Source organism: Pseudomonas phytophila (genome assembly GCF_025643095.1).
Taxonomy (GTDB): domain Bacteria; phylum Pseudomonadota; class Gammaproteobacteria; order Pseudomonadales; family Pseudomonadaceae; genus Aquipseudomonas; species Aquipseudomonas quasicaspiana.
Window position 1 is genome coordinate 2,921,196 of the sequence record NZ_CP081201.1, and the last position, 15,970, is coordinate 2,937,165.

Sequence of the window (15,970 nt, forward strand, 5' to 3'; positions counted from 1 at the left end):
AAGATCAGTCCAACGTCATCGCGAAAAGATCCTGCGTGGCGCAGAACCTGTGGGACCAGAGCTTGCTCGCGATAAGACTGAACGCGATCTAAAGTGAACCTCGTCCAGCCTTGTCGCGAGCAAGCTCTGCTCCTATCAAACAAGAAATAACTACATGATTTGGAATGCATTTTCTGTAGGAGTGACCGGGGTGGCGATCCACATTGCTCGCGATAGCTTCAGCACAGGCAATATATTCATCGACCAACAGATCGAATCGCGAGCAAGCTCACTCCTACAGGTCCCGTGTTTGCTGCGCGACAGCGTGGTGTCATGGACACCGGGGCATCTCCCACAGGGTTATGCGTACAGCATGCCTAATTATCCGGCTTCAGCAACACCCCAACCGGCCGGCTAAACGTCCGTCGCCCACCCTTGAAGCCCATCAACGGCGCGCTGATCTCGGCAATCACTGCCGCAGGTGAAGGCGCGTCGAAGACGATGAAGTCGGCTCGGCATCCGGGCAGCAGCCCGTAATCAGTCAACCTGAGCATGCGTGCTGATTCGCTGGACACCCACGCCAGGCATTGCAGCAATTGCGGCACGGTGCCCATCTGGCTGACGTTGGCGAACAGGTTGGCCTGACGGATCAGCGAGGCGTCGCCATAGGGCGTAAACGGATTGCCAATGTTGTTGGTGGACACCGAGCACGTAACGCCGCAGGCGTGCAGATGCTCCAGCGGCGCGAGCCCGCGAGGTTTGTTGTGAAACGACTCACGGCCCATCAGAAACAGATCGGTGGACGGCAGACAGGTTACTTGCACGCCGACCTTGGCCAGGTGCAGGCCCAGCACGGTCATTTGCTCTTTGGGGAGGGTCGACAGCTTGGTCACGTGGCCGATGGTCACGCGTCCTGCCCAGCCATGCAGTTGCGTGCAGCGCGCGACTTCCATGACTGTCATGCCTTCCGGATTCAGATCGAAATCCAGGTGCAGGTCCAGATCGCAGTTGTATTTCACTGCCAGTTCAAACAGACGCTGGATCTGCCCGTACGGATCGCTGTCCATGTACGGGCAACCGCCGAGCACCGTTGCGCCGTTCTCCAGCGCCTCGCACAACAATGCTTCCGTGCCTGGATTATTCAGCAGGCCTTCTTGAGGAAACACACAGATTTCCAGGCTGATCGCCCATGCGTAGTCAGCCTGCAAGCGGCGAATGGCATTGAAGCCGGTCAGGCCTATTTGCGGATCAAGCTCCACATGGGTGCGCATGTGGGTGGTACCTTGCAGGATCGCCTTATCCAGCACCTGCGCACCGCGTTGGTACACGTCTTCTTCAGTGAATTCCGCCTTGGCGGCACGGGTTTGCGCCACTGCCTCGGCAAGGGTGCCTTCATGCAAATGACAGCGCTGCATGATGCAGGCTTTATCCAGATGGATATGGGTTTCGATCAGGCCTGGCATCAGCAGGCGACCCTGTAAATCGAGTGTCTCCCAGTCGATGATTGATGGGCTGAATGCCTCAACGTAATGGCCATTCTCCACGTAGAGCACGGTATCAGTGTCGGCTTCACCCAGCCGCACATTGATGATCTTCAGTGCGGTCATACACTCACTCCTCGAACGCTATTGGCACTGGCGCTATCAGCGCTTTCTCCCAGATAGGCCGCAGCCAGCTCCTTGTCGTCACGCAACTCGGCGGCGCTGGCGGATTTTATGATGCAGCCGGTTTCAAGCACGTAAGCGCGGTCAGCAACCTGCAGCGCGAGGTTGGCCATTTGATCCACCAGCAGGATAGTGACGCCTTCATCGCGCAGAGCGGCCAGTGCGTCGTACAGCTCGCCGATCATGGCCGGTGACAAGCCCAGAGACGGCTCGTCCAGCAGCAGGATTTTCGGTTTGGCCATCAGCCCGCGACCGACCGCGACCATCTGTTGTTCGCCCCCGGACAGCATGCCTGCCGGGTTATCGATACGGTCGCGCAAACGCGGGAACCGATTGAGGATCGCTTCGATTTCAGCTTCGGCATCAAACGCTTCGCGTCGCGAGTAACCGCCCAGCAACAGGTTGTCGCGCACGCTCAGATACGGGAACACCTGACGACCTTCCGGCACCAAAGCCAGACCTTTGCCAGCGATGCTGCTGGCGCTGGCCTGTTCGATGCTTTCGTTGTCCAGCAAAATGCTGCCCTCGGTCGCCCGATGCAGGCCCGCCAGACATTGCAGGATGCTGGATTTGCCCGCACCGTTGGCACCCAGAATCGCCACAAGCTCGCCGGGGTTGACCAGTAAATTGACTTTGTTGACCACTGCCGCGGCGCCGTAGTCGATGACCAGATCCTTGACGTAAAGCCGCGCATCGCGACTGCCATCCCAGGCCTGATCCCGTGGCGTTGCCTGATAATCGGTGCCGCCCAGATACGCGGCGATCACCTGCTGGTTCTGGCGAATTTCGGCGGGAGGCCCCGACGCGATGGGCTTGCCCGCGTCCAGCACCAATAAGTGCTCGGACACTGCCATCACCAGCGACATGTCGTGCTCGACGAGGATTACCGTCAGGCCAAAGTCCGCCAGCTTGCGCAGCAGCACCGCCAGGTCGTCGGTGTCGCGGCGGCTCAGACCCGCAGCCGGTTCATCCAGCAACAGCACCGCAGGCGCGGTCGCCAGCGCCCGGGCGATTTCTACCAGGCGACGGCCGACGTGGGGCAAGTCCTCGGCAGCGATGTTCACTTCGCCGCGATAACCCACCAGCGCCAGCAGGTCCAGCGCGAGGCTGCGTTGCTCGGCGGTCGACAGGCTGAAGGGCAGGCCGAGGCGACCTTTCTGCATCGCCACCAAGAGGTTATCCAGCACCGACATCTCGCCGAACAGCAGGGTGGTCTGATAGGTGCGGGCGATACCGGCTCGGGCGCTTTTCCAGGCAGGTAAACCGGCCAGTGACTGTTGCAGTTCGATCTGCCCGCTGTCCGGGGCATAGAACCCGCTGATCATATTCAGCACCGTGGTTTTGCCCGCGCCATTGGGGCCGATGATGCTGGTGATGCTTCCGGCAGGCGCATGCAGGCTGACGTGTTGCGCCGCCTGTACACCGCCGAAGCGAATGCCGATATCGGTCACCCGCAAACCGGTTGACGGACCACGGCTTTGCAGATACGCGGCAATGCGTTGGGTGTTGATCGTGGTGGGCGGTAACAACCGGGTCGGCTTGATCCAGCGACGGGCGAGGGCACCCAGCAAGCCGTTCGGCGCGACCCACAGCACCAGCAGCAATAGCACCGAGAAAATCAGCAGGCGGTATTCGGCGAAGTCCGACAGTAGTTCCGGCACCAGCACGATCAGCAAAGCACCAATCAATGGGCCGAACAGCATACCGCTGCCACCGACGATCACCGCCAGGACGAACAGGATCGATTGGGAAAACGGAAAGGATTCCGGGTTGATGAACATCAGCAGGGGCGCAAGCAGGCCACCTGCCAAACCGGTCAACGCGGCGGACACGGCGAAGGCCAGGGTTTTGCTCAGAACCGGATTGAAACCCAGCGAGCGCGCGGCAATTTCAGACGCCTTCACGGCGCGCATGGCCTTGCCCCAGGTGCTGTGACTCAGGCGCTGATAGAACAGCAATGCGCCGATCATCAACGCCCCAGCCAACAGCGCGAGCAGTATCGCTGGATCGAGACCGGCAAATTCCGGCAGCGGAATACCCATCAGACCATTCGAACCACCGGTCACGTCACGCCATTCGATCAGGCTGTGATGCACCACGAACGCAAAGGCAATGGTGATCATCGCCAGATAGGGACCACTGACCCGCAGTGCCGGGATCGCCAACAGGGCGCCAATCAAGCCTGCCACGATGCCCGCCAGCGGCAACGCCAGCCATAGCGGCCAACCGGCCATGGTCAGCAATGCCGACACGTACGCGCCAATGGCATAGAACGCGATGTGGCCGAATGAAATTTGCCCGCTCAGGCCAATCAGAATATTCAGGCCGACACCCACTACGGCCGCCAGAGCGCAGAGGGTAAAGACCAGCAGGGAATAGCTGTCCAGTGTGAACGCCATAACGCCACATACGACCGCGAGTAGCCCGATGAAAACCGGAGCTGCGAGGGTTTTGATATCTCTCATACTTTCACCAGAGCCTTGCTGCCGAACAGGCCGTTGGGACGAATCGCCAGGGCAACAATGACCAGCGCGAACGTGAATATCTGGGTGAAGGCGGAGCCGAAATACAGGGTGATCAAGGCTTCAGCCAGACCGAACAGCAGACCGGCTGCAAACACACCACCGGCGCTTCCGATGCCGCCCAGAATCGCCACCGCAAAAGCTTTCAGTCCGAACAGCATGCCCATCTCGGCGTTGACGCTGAACAGCGGCGCAATCAACAAACCTGCTACCGCGGCGAATACGGTAGAAACAGCAAACGCGATCGCCACCACCCGATTGACATTGATGCCCATCAACATCGCTGCCCGCGGGTTTTGCACGCAGGCTTCCAGTACCTTGCCCAGTCGGGTGTAGCGCCGCACCAGATAGAGAGCAAGGGCAATTGCTGCCCCCGCCAGAGGAATCAGTAGCTGCAACGCACCGACGCTGCTGCCGAACAGTTCGACGTTGAGGTTGACCAGACTGCTCTCGAACTGACGAGGCTCTTTGCCGAAGGTAAACAGCGCCAGGTTGTCCACCAGAATGCCGCCTGCCACCGTCGCCATCAGCCAAGCCTGTGAGCCACGGCTGTGGAACGGTCGCACCAGCCAGCGCTCTATCACCAGGCCATACAGCGCACAGAGAATCAGCGTCAGTGGCAGGGCCAGCCACAGAGACCAGCCCCAGGTGATGCAGAAGGTGTAACCCAGCACCGCGCCGACCATCATGGCGCTGCCCTGGGCAAAATTGACGGTGCGCGAGACGACGTAGGTCAGGTGAAAACCTAACGCCAGCAGCGCGTACATGCTGCCCAGGCCGAGGCCGGTGACAATGGCGGCGGTGAACATGGCGACTCCTTAAGGCTTCAACGGTACGATCTGGTCGTTGACGAAGTGCGTGAACAGATAGTCGTCCGGGCCCAGTGCGTCGTGTTTCTGCACCGTGAACGGCTGCTTGTAGTGCTTGATCAGGCCGTCGTATTCGCTAATGGCGTAAAAACCATCGCGCACGGCTTTGCCATCGGTGTTGCCTGCTTTTTCGATGGCCAGCGCAGCCAGATGCAGCGCGTCATAGGCGTTGGCGATGCCCACCGCAGGCGTCACGTCGGCCAGGGTTTTGATTTGTGGGTAAGCGGTTTTCAGCGCTGCGAGCAAAGCATCGCCTTTAGGGCTGTTGTGCTCGGTGAACACGTAGGTCTGGATGAAATGCACGCGGGAGGCATTCGGGCCAGCCAGTTCTCCGAAACGACCACCGGCCGGACCCCAGTGGGAAACCACCGGCACGTCCCAGCCCATGCGATCCAGCGATTTGACCACTTGCGCCGATGGGCCAACGTTACCGACCATCAGCAAGGTGTCGGCACCGGCGTTTTTCAGGCGGGTCAGTTGCGGTACTACGTCCAGATCGCTGTCCTGAATGCGCTCAACACCGGCGTTGGCCATGCCGCGTTTTTCCAGGGCGCGCTTGAAGCCGGCCTCGTTGGACTCGCCCCACGGATTGTTGATGAGGATCATGCCGGGCTTTTTCATGCCGTTATCGACGCCGTATTTCACCAGTGCTTCGTCTACCAGCTCGTCGACTGCCGAAACCCGGAACACGTAGTTATCAGCAGCGCCGTTTTCGGTGATCTTCGTACCGGCTGCCCAGATGCCCATGAACGGCACCTTCATCTGGTTGGCCAGTGGCACGATTGCCAGAGACACCGGCGTATCGAGACCACCAAACAATACGGTGACTTTTTCCCGCTGGACCAGCTCACGTGCCGCCAGCATGCCTTTGGACGGGTTGCTTTCGTCGTCGCGGCGTACCAGCTCCAGTTGACGACCCAATACGCCGCCTTTGGCGTTTACTTCATTGATCGCCATGGTCAGGCCACGGGTCAGGGCTTCGCCGGATTTGGCTGACTGGCCGGACAGGGCAGCCACCAGGCCAACCTTGATCGGCGGTTCAGCGGCTTGCGCGCCACCGAACATAGCCATATTGAGTGTGACTGCCGCAGCCACGGGAAACAGCAGACGTTGCAGGTTTGGAAGCCGGATGGCCATAGTGTGTTCTCCTGATTGCTAGCAGTTGCATATTTATTGCTAGCAAGTAGGATGCCAGTCATAGCGGCCTTTATAACGTCGGTTTTTATTTGAATGCCCAGTATTTACGCGCCAAATTAAGGCGAGCTGCACCATGTCGAGGCGTTCAGGCTATTTACTTAACCCGTGAGTCAGGAGATTCAGTGATGTCGGAAAAAAACAGAGACGTACAGATTGTTAGCAATTTCCTTGAGGCATCCATGGCCCCGGATCCGGTTCGGGCCGCAACCTTCATGAGTGCTGACGTAAAGATTACCTTCACCGGCGGGCGTGTCATGCCTACTCCGCAGGCCATTACCGCGTTCAACGGCTCGCGTTACGCGTGGGTCAAGAAGGCCTTGGGCAATTTCGACTGGATGGATCGCGGTGACCACACAGTGGTGTATTCCAACGGCACGTTGTACGGCGAATGGCCGGATGGCAGCAGCTTTTCCGGCAATCGTTATCTGGACCGCTTTGAAGTGCGTGGCGGCAAGATCACTCATATGGACGTCTGGAATGACAGCGCCGAGTGGTTGCTGGCGCCGGAGATTGCCAAGGCTTGATTGGCTGGATCAATCCGCAGTTGAAATGCGTTTCTGTTGGGGATGTTTTACCTTTAGACCAAAATCCTGTGGGACCGAATTCATTCGGGAAGACGGCATTTCTAAGCACGCAACTCCTGCGGATGTACTTGCCTCTTCGCGAATGAATTCGCTCCCACGGGATTGTGCCCATCTCAGGTTCAACGTGATCCTGTGGGACCGAATTCATTCGGGAAGACGGCATTCCTGATCACGCAACTCCTGCGGATATGCCGGCCTTTTCGCGAATGAATTCGCTCCCACGGGAATTATGTTTGCAGGTGAACATAGAGTTTTCCATAAGGATCCTGCTTCCAACCACACTGGCCTTTCAGAAGAACGTCGCGGTATCGTGGCGTTTTACTCGTATTCGAGAGGCCGTGGTATGCGTTTTTCCCCGTTTGTTGAACGGATAGCCGGGCAGGGCGCTGCCGCCTGGGACATTCACTTCGCCGCCTGGCAGGCTCATTGCCAAGGGGAAGATGTCATTATCCTCAGCATTGGCGATCCCGATTTCGCTACCCCGGATTTCATCACCGAAGCGGCGGTCGGCGCACTGAGAGCAGGGGATACCCATTACACCGAAATCCCCGGAAGGCCTGCGCTAAGGGAAGCTATCGCCGAGCGTTACGCCAGGCGTCTGGGACGGCCGGTAGAGGCCGCCAATGTGATCACCCTGGCTGGTGCGCAGAATGCTTTGTTCGCGAGCGCCCTTTGCCTGTTGCAAGCCGGTGATGAGGTCCTGGCTCTGGACCCGATGTACGTGACTTATGAGGCTACGCTCAGGGCAAGCGGTGCGACGCTGGTGCGGGTAAGTTGTGACGCCGATGCCGGTTTTCGTCCAGACATTGCCCGTATCAGCGCCGCCATTACCCCGCGTACCCGAGCCATTTTCCTCTCCAACCCGAACAACCCGACTGGCGTAGTGCTCAGTGCCGAGGAGCTGCAAGGGATTGCCGAACTGGCCATCGCCCATGATCTGTGGGTGGTCGTCGATGAGGTCTACGAAAGCCTTTGCTACGAACGGGAGCACGTCAGCCTCGCCAGCTTGCCGGGTATGGCCGAGCGTTGCGTGATCGTCGGCAGTTTGTCCAAATCCCATGCCATGACCGGTTGGCGGGTCGGCTGGATCATTGCCGATGCGCAGTTGGTCAGGCACGCAGAAAACCTGTCGTTGAGCATGCTTTACGGATTGCCCGGCTTCGTCATGGCGGGTGCGATGGCGGCGGTGCTTGCTCATGATGAAGTGACGTTGGGCATGCTCGATATCTATCAGCGCAGACGCGATCTCGTGGTGTCTGGATTGAGTGACTGTCCGGGCATTGAAGTGCGCAGCCCGGATGCAGGGATGTTCGTTCTGCTCGACGTGCGCGGCACCGGATTGAGCTCGCTGGATTTCGCTTGGCGACTGTTTCGGGAAGCGGGTGTGTCGGTGCTCGACGCAGCAGCCTTCGGTGAGCCTGCCCAGGGTTTTGTGCGGCTTTCATTTACCGTAAGCGATGAGCAACTGGCGCGTGCGTGTGTGCGAATCAAGTCGTTCGTCAGCACGCTCGCCACGTCTCGAGAGGTATTTTTGTGAACGAATTTATTGCCCCGGTGGACCCCGCCAAGGCCTATCGCTTGCTCAACCACGGTCCGACAGTTCTGGTTTCGGCCCGGCACGATGGGGTCGACAATGTCATGGCCGCTGCCTGGGCCTGCGCGCTGGATTTCATGCCGGCCAAACTCACTGTGGTCCTCGACAAAATTGCCAAGACCCGTGAGCTGGTTGAGCAAAGTGGAGTGTTCGTGATTCAGGTGCCAACGGCGGCGCAGCTGCAACTCACCCACGAGGTGGGCACGCGCAGTCTGTTCAACGAAGCGGACAAACTGCAGCGTTCAGGCGTGGAGCTGTTTCGCGTACCCAATCATGATCTGCCGTTCGTGGCCGGTTGCTCTGCCTGGCTGGCGTGTCGCCTGATACCTGAGCCGCACAATCAGTCGACCTATGACCTGTTCATCGGCGAAGTCATTGGTGCCTGGGCTGATACGCGAGTGTTCAAGGACGGGCACTGGAACTTTGAAACTGCCGACCCTGCGTGGCGCAGCTTGCACTACATCGCGGGTGGACACTTTTATGCGATTGGTGAAGCGCTGGATGTAGAGGCTGGCGACGAAAAGTGATGCGGGCGTCACGCCATTCTGAAAAACGAATGGCGTGATGTACAACGGTCCACAGCGACTGCCGGTTGTTACTTCTTCACGACGTGGCTGGTGGAAAGACTGGTGTAGGTGACCTTCCCGCCTTCAGTGGGGTAGCCGACGTTGTCCAGGGTGTACACCCCGGCCTTGAAGTAAAAGGCGTAGCCATACCAGGCAGGGTTGAGAGTGGTCTGCGCCGCCACGTTATTGATCATCACGGTGAGTTTGCCGGTGGGTGCCATCTGAATCGAATAGGTGAAGGGCTTGTTCAGGGCCATGGGGGTGCTGTACATCACCGGGCTTTTAGCGTCGGCTGGCTTCACGCGATATTCGAGGTCTATGAAGCCGCCTTTGGCGGTATAGCGGTACACCATCTTCAGCAAAGGCGTCGGCGCATTTTTGGCGTGGATTTGCGCCACCACAATTTTGCCCGTCGACGGTACCTGATTGACCATCAGCGCACCGATCATGGTGTTGGTGCCGCTGTTATACAACCAGTTCATGGCGTTGCCATTGGAGAGGGTTTCGCGTAACTCCGTGCGAGGGTAGTCACTGGTGCCAGAGTGCGAGCCGGTCACGGGAGCCCACATCACAATGCCGTTGCTGCTGACTTTGAAGTAAGGACTGTTGAGGCTGCTGACACGTGCAGTCGCCACGGTGACGGCTGGCGTTTCAATGGGCAGGGTAAGGTTCCAGACACTGAGGTCGATCATGGGGCTCTCGCACGGGGGATGCGCCCGACCAGTCCCGGGACGCTGAGTGCTTTAACGGCAAGCCAGGCATTTGGTTGAGAGCCGTCTGGCTGCCGGCGAGTAGGCAGGCGACGGACGGCAAATGTCCCGCAGACCCATGCAATCCATGGGGCCGGATTTATTCAGGAAAGCGGTGTTACAGGTTGACCGAGTCGCCCTTATCGCGGGCAAGCCCAGCTCCTATCAAACAAAATATAACTATCTGATTTGGAATGCTTTTTATTGTAGGAGTGAGCTTGCTCGCGATAGCTCCAGTACAGGCAATAAATTCATCGACTGACAGGCCGAATCGCGAGCAATGTGGATCGCCACCCCGGTCACTCCTACAGGGTCCGTGTTTGCTGCGCGACAGCGTGGTGTCAGGGACACCGGGGCGACTCCCACAGAATTACATCCATGCAGACAGGCATGTGGGGCAAAGGACTCTCAGCGGGTCTGCACCAGCTCCAGAATCACATTCCCGGCTGCTTGCGGCTCGATCAGCAGGCGCTGTGAACCCGCTAGATGCGGCACTTTGTTGCTTTCGATAATGGCTCGCGCCGCATCCAGGTTTTTAGTGTTGATGCGCAGCGCTATTGCATGGGGGCGTTGACTGGCCGCCTCAGGCAAGTTGACTCCGGCAAACTCGGTTTGCGCGGTAGTCAGGGACATGGCGCGTAGCAAACCGCAGCCAGTATCAGCTTCCAGCACATCGCCGTGGTAGCGAACCGCATCGCCGTACAACGCTTTCCACCGGCTTTCGAGCTGGGCAGGGTCCGCCAGGTATGTCACCGCGAGGATGCCGTCAGCGCCGTTTGGGTGGTTTTGCCATCCTGGCACCCAGATCAATTCCGGGCGGTGCTGATGGCAAATGAAGTTGGAAACATCCGGGTGCTCTTCATCCATGAACAGTCCCAACGACACGACGGCTTCGTCCGGACTGCCATCGGGCAGGGTCATTTTGCGCCGGAAATCAATACGGCCCTGACTGGCCAGCCCGGCGTTTGTCAGGCGTGCATAGTCCGCATCAGCGTCTTTGCTGTGCAATGCCACCAGCGAGATGCCCTCTTCACCGCGATCCAGAAATGTGCCCAACTGACGGCCGAAACAGAAGCCATCGACCGAGTTAGTGCCAAACTTCGAGGCATCATCCACTGCAATGATTTCGATGAAATTGCTCGGGAACATCACCAGTGTCGTGACTGTGCCCCACGGGTGATAACTGATTGGAGAGGGTTCGAAGCCCATCTTGCGATACAGCTCCAGCGTCTGCGGATGGTCGCGTACAGTCACCAGCGGGTGGTCGATACCTTGAGTGGATTGAGCGGCTGCGGCCATGTTCATTGCTCCCGTTGGGTAAGTGTTTTCGAGGTCAGGGTGGCCAGTGACTGCGGTGCGCTACCGACAATTTTTGCCGGAGTGCCTGCAACGACAGCGCTCGCCGGTACGGGTTTGAGCACCACTGCGTTGGCCGCCACGATGGCTTTGGCACCGACTTCGATGTTGCCCAGTACGCTGGCGCCTGCGCAGATCAATGCGCCGCGGCGAATCTTCGGATGACGGTCGCCGACTTCAGCCAGCGTGCTGCCCAGCGTCACGCCGTGCCAAAGACTGACTTCATCTTCTACGACGGCGGTTTCGCCAATCACCAGGCCAATCCCGTGATCAACAAACAGTGCTTTGCCCAGTCGCGCTGCCGGGTGGATATCGATGCTCCAGGTGTTGGCTGCCCAGTTCTGCAACAGCACTGCGCTCTGAATATCGCCATCGTTCCACAAGGCATGGCTAATGCGGTAAGCCTGAACGGCCTGAATACCGCGGAATGTAAGGAAAGCGGTGAGGTGATCGGGACAAGCCGGGTTGACGATCACCAGGTGGTTGATGTCAGCCGCGGCGCTGGAGGCGATGTCAGGGTTAGCGCGGAGGATGTCCGTAAACCAGCCAGTCAGATCGGTGCTCCCAGCCTGCCCCTTGAGTTGCCGGGCCAGGTTTGCTGCCAGGGCGGTGGGGAAGGAGGGCTGCGACAGAATTCCGAACTGCACGTAATGACTCATTACGGGGTTACGCTCTGCGAGCTGATGAGCCTGTTCTTGCAGACGCTGCCAAAGGGAATCCATGACCTTCTCCTTTTTGGGGTGGGTCGAGTATGGGCAGGCAAAGGGGGCGCTATCAATCCTTGCAGGAAGGCAGCTTTGTTGCTTTTTTCGCAACGCAGGAGGGCGGTTGCTTGCGGTGCTGCTAATTGTCCGCAAGCTTGCTATTGCGCTGTTTAACCACGTACGGCCGGCTTTAGCCGGGAGAGCGGTCTGTTTGCCGAAGCAAATCATGCGACTGTCTTGACGCTCTCCCGGCTGAAGCCGGTTCTACAGAATGAACTGCCAGGTCCAGCCGTTTGAGTGGTGAGATTTCTGCCAGGCATCAAACCAGATACTTGTTGAACCACTCCAGGGTCCTGTCCCATGCGAGCTTCGCCGCCGCTTCGTCGTAGCGCGGGGTGGAGTCGTTGTGAAAGCCGTGGTTGGCACCGGGATAGACATATGCCTGATAGGTTTTGCCTGCGGCCTTCAATGCCTGTTCGTAGGCGGCTGCGCCTTCGTTGATGCGGGTGTCCAGTTCGCCGTAGTGGATCAACAGCGGTGCCTTGATTCTTGGCACATCTTCGGCTTTGGCCTGACGTCCGTAAAACGGCACGGCGGCGGCCAGTTCGGGGTAGGCAACTGCTGCTGCGTTGGCGACACCACCGCCGTAACAGAAGCCGGTGATACCGACTTTTCCGGTCGTTGCGTCGTGCTTCATCATCCACTCGATGGCGGCGAAGAAGTCGTTCATGAGCTTTTCCGGGTCGACGGTCTGTTGCAGTTCGCGGCCTTTGTCGTCGTTGCCGGGATAGCCACCGACTGACGTCAGACCATCGGGAGCGAGGGCGATGAAACCGGCTTTTGCCACGCGGCGGGCAACGTCTTCGATATAAGGGTTAAGCCCACGATTTTCATGCGCCACGACCACAGCGGGCAACTTGCCGGTGGCTTTTGCTGGACGTACCAGATAGCCGCGCACCTGACCGTGGCCCTTGGGCGAAGGATAGTTGACGTACTCGGCGACGATATCCGGGTCAGTGAACTCCACTTGCTGTGCCATCGCGTAGTTGGGGCTCAGCGAAGCAAGGACGGCACTGGCGGTCAGGCCAAAGACAGTGAAAGCTGCCGCGCGGTCAAGAAATTCGCGCCTGTTGATCTTGCCGTGGGCGTAGTAGTCGTACAGCTCAAGCAGTTCAGGGGAAAAATCTTTCGCGGTGAGACGTTCCATCTGTTCGCTCCTTCTTCGGTGAGTTGGCTGATTAAAGCAGTCTTTGCCATCGAGGCAAATGGGCCTCGCTGTATGTCTGGGGTATGATGGCGCCCCTTCGTACCGAGCATGCCGGTCCGGGGATGCCTTAAAGTCTGGAGTCACCATCTCGATGTTCACCGTCACCCGCTTCGAAAGCCCGCCCCCCGAGTTGATCAAAAGCCAGATCATGCAGATGGTGGTCGATTACGTCACCGATATCAGCATGGTCAATATTGCGCCCAGTAATCCGCTCTACAGCCTTTATCAATATGGCGTCGGTTTCGAAGTTCATCTCTACATCGAGGCCATGGATGGATCAAAAGGGATTCCCGTTGAATTGATTGTCGCGCTGGATGCTGACGAACCGGACACGGTGATCGGCTTCTTGCTGTATTTGCCGGTCAAGGACGATCCCGAAGCCTGCGCGGTAGCGTTTATGGCCGTGCAGGCCAGCAAACGTCGCAAAGGCGTGGCGCGCGCAATGCTGGCGCAGATGACCGAACGCTACCCACATGCCGAACTGGCCTGTCGCGCCGCCGCGGTTCCGCGTTTCGAAGCAATGGGTTTTCAGGTGTTGGCCGCTCGCGGTCCGCAGGTATTGATGAATACGCGGGATCACGGCATTGACGGTCTGGTGGCAGTACTGGATGTAGCGCCGATCTACAATTCGCTGGAGATTCGGCAAATTCATGCTTATTTACTTCAGCAGCACGGAAAGCGGCCGATGATAGAAGCCGAGAAGCAGCGTGATCGGCATCTGGATCAATTAACCCGGCAAGCCAAAGCACTGGTTGATGCGCGCCAGAGGCCCGCGTCGAACGAGACTATCGACTAAGCGCACACGCTAATATCGGTAAAAGTTCGCTCCGCAACCTGTATCCGATTACAATTACCGTTTGCGGTTCCCGATACACGTGTACATAGATGCTTTACCACGCATGACTTTTTGTTAAGCAAGTAGCAGATGTTGTTCCGTGAAAGACCTGGGTGCTGGTTGTAACGAGGTTGTCGGAGCCGTTTTGTTCTGACGATGTACCAAGAGATTCAATGTCACTCAGCAGCTGAAAACAATGGCAAACAAGAAGTCAGCTCAGGAGAGACAAGAGAGTGAGGTTGATAGCAGTGCATCAGCCTTGAATGTCCAGCCGTCGGTCCTGCCGATTGCCGCTGTTCACGATATGCCTGCAAGCATGCGTGGAACCGGTCATCAGATGCGTAGATTGACGGAGGGATGACGTTCTATCCTGGAAAAATCACAGTATGTTAAAAAAAGTGAACACAGCCCTCCTGGGCCTGGCGCTGTCGATGGGACTGACGCCTTTGCATGCAGAAGAAACCAAGAAAGTCGATGTGTTGCTGATCGGTGGCGGCATCATGAGCGCTACCCTTGGCACGTGGCTGAACGAGCTTGAGCCGACCTGGACCATGGAAATGGTCGAGCGTCTCGACAAAGTTGCCGAAGAAAGCTCCAACGGCTGGAACAACGCCGGTACCGGTCACTCTGCCCTGGCCGAGTCCAACTACACCCCGTACGGCAAAGACGGCAAGATCGAGATTGCCAAGGCAATCGAAATCAACGAAGCGTTTCAGGTCACCCGCCAGTTCATGGCGTGGCAGGTCAAGAATGGCGTCCTGAAAAACCCGCATTCGTTCATCAACTCGACTCCACACATGAGCTTCATGTGGGGCGACGATAACGTCAAGTTCCTGAAGGCCCGCTACGAAGCGCTGAAAACCAGCCCGTTGTTCGCCGGCATGCAGTACAGCGAAGATCAGGCTCAGATCAAGCAGTGGGTTCCACTGATGATGGAAGGGCGTGATCCAAACCAGAAAATCGCTGCTACCTGGACACCACTGGGTACCGATGCGAACTGGGGCGAAGTCACTCGCCAATACGTTGCCAACCTGCAGACCAAGCCTGTCTTTGACCTGAAGTTGTCGAGCGAAGTCAACGAAATCACTCGCAACAAGGACGGCAGCTGGCACGTCGAGTACAAAAACCTGAAAGACGGTACTACCCACGGCACCGACGCGAAATTCGTGTTTGTCGGCGCTGGCGGCGGTGCGTTGAAGCTGCTGCAAATCGCTGACATCCCCGAGGCTCGCGAATACGGCGGCTTCCCGGTTGGCGGCTCGTTCCTGGTAACTGAAAACCAGGATCTGGCCATGCAGCACATGGCCAAGGCCTACGGTATCGCGTCGACTGGCGCTCCACCCATGTCCGTACCGCACCTGGACACCCGTGTTCTGGACGGCAAGCGCATGATTCTGTTTGGCCCGTTCGCTACCTTCTCCACCAAGTTCCTGAAGGAAGGTTCGTACCTTGACCTGCTGTCGACCACCACGACCCATAACGTGTGGCCGATGACCAAGGTTGGCGTCGAGCAGTATCCGCTGATCGAGTACCTGGCAGGCCAATTGATGATGTCGGATGACGACCGCTTCAACGCGCTGAAAGAGTACTTCCCGCACGCCAAGAAAGAAGACTGGCGCTTGTGGCAAGCCGGTCAGCGCGTTCAGATCATCAAGCGCGATGCCGAGAAAGGCGGTGTGTTGAAGCTGGGTACTGAGGTTGTTTTCTCTCAGGACCGTTCTATCGCTGGCCTGCTGGGCGCGTCCCCGGGTGCCTCGACTGCACCTCCGATCATGATCGACGTGCTGGAAAAAGCCTTCAAGGACAAGGTTGCTACTCCAGAGTGGCAAGCCAAGATGCGTCAGATCGTTCCGAGCTATGGCACCAAGCTCAACGGTTCTCCTGAGCGCGTTCAGCAGTCGTGGGATTACACCGCTGAAGTCCTGCAACTGACCAAGCCACCGGTAATCGACCCTGCAGCTTACCCGGCTGCCAGCGCTGCACCGGCCAAGCCTGCGAAGCCACAGCCAAGCAATCCTGCTTCGGATATGGCTCTGTAACACGCTTATCGTCAGACGCACGGGGCTCATGTGGTCAATAATGAC

The 15,970-nt window shown here is 58.1% G+C and carries 12 protein-coding genes and 1 pseudogene; 5 read left to right on the top strand and 8 right to left on the bottom strand.

Features of this window, described 5'->3' with window-relative positions; genetic code table 11:
* Window positions 1-356 precede the first annotated feature (356 nt).
* From K3169_RS13120 to K3169_RS13135, 4 genes are all read right to left on the bottom strand, one after another.
* The gene (locus K3169_RS13120) at window positions 357-1,586 is read right to left on the bottom strand and encodes an amidohydrolase family protein (RefSeq protein WP_263271864.1); all 1,230 of its coding nucleotides are present in this window, start codon (window positions 1,584-1,586) and stop codon (window positions 357-359) included.
* Complete coding sequence (locus K3169_RS13125) at window positions 1,583-4,042, bottom strand: ATP-binding cassette domain-containing protein (protein ID WP_411567047.1); 2,460 nt, start codon at window positions 4,040-4,042, stop codon at window positions 1,583-1,585. Before K3169_RS13125 ends, K3169_RS13120 begins: the two co-directional genes overlap by 4 nt.
* A gap of 62 nt (window positions 4,043-4,104) precedes the next feature.
* Window positions 4,105-4,974: a branched-chain amino acid ABC transporter permease gene (locus K3169_RS13130; RefSeq protein ID WP_027900977.1), complete on the bottom strand. Its 870-nt coding sequence runs from the start codon at window positions 4,972-4,974 to the stop codon at window positions 4,105-4,107.
* Window positions 4,975-4,983: 9 nt separating this feature from the next.
* Window positions 4,984-6,171, bottom strand: a complete 1,188-nt coding sequence (locus K3169_RS13135; protein ID WP_122703793.1) for an ABC transporter substrate-binding protein — start codon at window positions 6,169-6,171, stop codon at window positions 4,984-4,986.
* Window positions 6,172-6,356: 185 nt separating this feature from the next.
* On the opposite strand from K3169_RS13135, the gene K3169_RS13140 reads away from it, so the two are divergent.
* The 3 genes and pseudogenes from K3169_RS13140 (at window position 6,357) to K3169_RS13150 (ending at window position 8,936) form a co-directional block, all read left to right on the top strand.
* Window positions 6,357-6,755, top strand: coding sequence for a nuclear transport factor 2 family protein (locus K3169_RS13140; RefSeq protein WP_263271866.1), 399 nt, complete (start codon window positions 6,357-6,359; stop codon window positions 6,753-6,755).
* A gap of 403 nt (window positions 6,756-7,158) precedes the next feature.
* Window positions 7,159-8,325: pseudogene (locus K3169_RS13145) on the top strand (pyridoxal phosphate-dependent aminotransferase); the annotation flags it as partial.
* A gap of 23 nt (window positions 8,326-8,348) precedes the next feature.
* Window positions 8,349-8,936 carry a flavin reductase family protein gene (locus tag K3169_RS13150; RefSeq protein WP_263271868.1) on the top strand — a complete coding sequence of 196 codons (588 nt, stop codon included), beginning with the start codon at window positions 8,349-8,351 and terminating at the stop codon, window positions 8,934-8,936.
* A gap of 68 nt (window positions 8,937-9,004) precedes the next feature.
* Here K3169_RS13150 and K3169_RS13155 read toward each other — a convergent pair whose 3' ends face one another.
* From K3169_RS13155 to yghX, 4 genes are all read right to left on the bottom strand, one after another.
* A complete protein-coding gene (locus tag K3169_RS13155; protein WP_099268753.1) occupies window positions 9,005-9,667 on the bottom strand; it encodes a polysaccharide lyase family 7 protein in 663 nt (220 codons plus the stop codon).
* Between the two features lie 465 nt (window positions 9,668-10,132).
* Window positions 10,133-11,023 carry a VOC family protein gene (locus tag K3169_RS13160; RefSeq protein WP_263271869.1) on the bottom strand — a complete coding sequence of 297 codons (891 nt, stop codon included), beginning with the start codon at window positions 11,021-11,023 and terminating at the stop codon, window positions 10,133-10,135.
* A gap of 2 nt (window positions 11,024-11,025) precedes the next feature.
* Window positions 11,026-11,802, bottom strand: a complete 777-nt coding sequence (gene epsC, locus K3169_RS13165; protein WP_263271870.1) for a serine O-acetyltransferase EpsC — start codon at window positions 11,800-11,802, stop codon at window positions 11,026-11,028.
* 301 nt (window positions 11,803-12,103) lie between these two features.
* Entirely contained in the window at window positions 12,104-12,991 is an 888-nt protein-coding gene (gene yghX / locus K3169_RS13170; protein ID WP_027900193.1) for a YghX family hydrolase, read from the bottom strand.
* Window positions 12,992-13,142: 151 nt separating this feature from the next.
* On the opposite strand from yghX, the gene K3169_RS13175 reads away from it, so the two are divergent.
* Together K3169_RS13175 and mqo are read left to right on the top strand one after the other, a co-directional pair.
* Entirely contained in the window at window positions 13,143-13,847 is a 705-nt protein-coding gene (locus K3169_RS13175; protein WP_027900192.1) for a GNAT family N-acetyltransferase, read from the top strand.
* Between the two features lie 425 nt (window positions 13,848-14,272).
* Window positions 14,273-15,925 (top strand): malate dehydrogenase (quinone), encoded by a 1,653-nt coding sequence (mqo, locus tag K3169_RS13180; protein ID WP_027900191.1) that lies wholly within the window; start codon window positions 14,273-14,275, stop codon window positions 15,923-15,925.
* Window positions 15,926-15,970: the final 45 nt, after the last annotated feature.